The organism is Erwinia sp. MYb416 (assembly GCF_037479575.1).
GTDB lineage: Bacteria > Pseudomonadota > Gammaproteobacteria > Enterobacterales > Enterobacteriaceae > Erwinia > Erwinia rhapontici.
Window position 1 is genome coordinate 1 of the sequence record NZ_JBBGYT010000149.1, and the last position, 769, is coordinate 769.

Below are 769 nucleotides of genomic sequence, written 5' to 3' on the forward strand. Positions count from 1 at the left end.
ACCTGCAGCAGGTTCGAGTCGAACGTAGTGAGACAGCGTTGCCGAAGGCAACGACCCGGAGGGCGAGGCAAAGCCGAGTCATCCTGCACGACCCACCAGTGTAAGAAGGCGCCCTAAAGGCGCCTTTTTGCTGTCTGCGATTCGTGTAGGGTGAGAACCTTCAGCAGGTTCGAGTCGAACGCAGTGAGACAGCGTTGCCAAAGGCAACGACCCGGAGGGCGAGGCGAAGCCGAGTCATCCTGCACGACCCACCAATGTAAGAAGGCGCCCTAAAGGCGCCTTTTTGCTGTCTGCGATTCGGGCAGTATGAGAACCTGCAGCAGGTTCGAGTCGAACGTAGTGAGACAGCGTTGCCGAAGGCAACGACCCGGAGGGCGAGGCAAAGCCGAGTCATCCTGCACGACCCACCAGTGTAAGAAGGCGCCCTAAAGGCGCCTTTTTGCTGTCTGCGATTCGTGTAGGGTGAGAACCTTCAGCAGGTTCGAGTCGAACGCAGTGAGACAGCGTTGCCAAAGGCAACGACCCGGAGGGCGAGGCGAAGCCGAGTCATCCTGCACGACCCACCAATGTAAGAAGGCGCCCTAAAGGCGCCTTTTTGCTGTCTGCGATTCGGGCAGTATGAGAACCTGCAGCAGGTTCGAGTCGAACGTAGTGAGACAGCGTTGCCGAAGGCAACGACCCGGAGGGCGAGGCAAAGCCGAGTCATCCTGCACGCCCCACCAATGTAAGAAGGCGCCCTTAAGGCGCCGGTTTGCGGTCTGCGATTCGG

The 769-nt window shown here is 59.3% G+C and carries 5 other RNA genes; all 5 read left to right on the top strand.

The features are described from left to right. Nucleotides 1–98, top strand: a non-coding RNA gene (locus WH277_RS01420) — RtT sRNA; the annotation flags it as partial. A gap of 31 nt (nucleotides 99–129) precedes the next feature. Then, nucleotides 130–254, top strand: a non-coding RNA gene (locus WH277_RS01425) — RtT sRNA. 31 nt (nucleotides 255–285) lie between these two features. Then, nucleotides 286–410: non-coding RNA, RtT sRNA (locus tag WH277_RS01430), on the top strand. 31 nt (nucleotides 411–441) lie between these two features. After that, nucleotides 442–566: non-coding RNA, RtT sRNA (locus WH277_RS01435), on the top strand. Nucleotides 567–597: 31 nt separating this feature from the next. Next, nucleotides 598–722, top strand: a non-coding RNA gene (locus WH277_RS01440) — RtT sRNA. The last annotated feature ends 47 nt before the right edge of the window (nucleotides 723–769 follow it).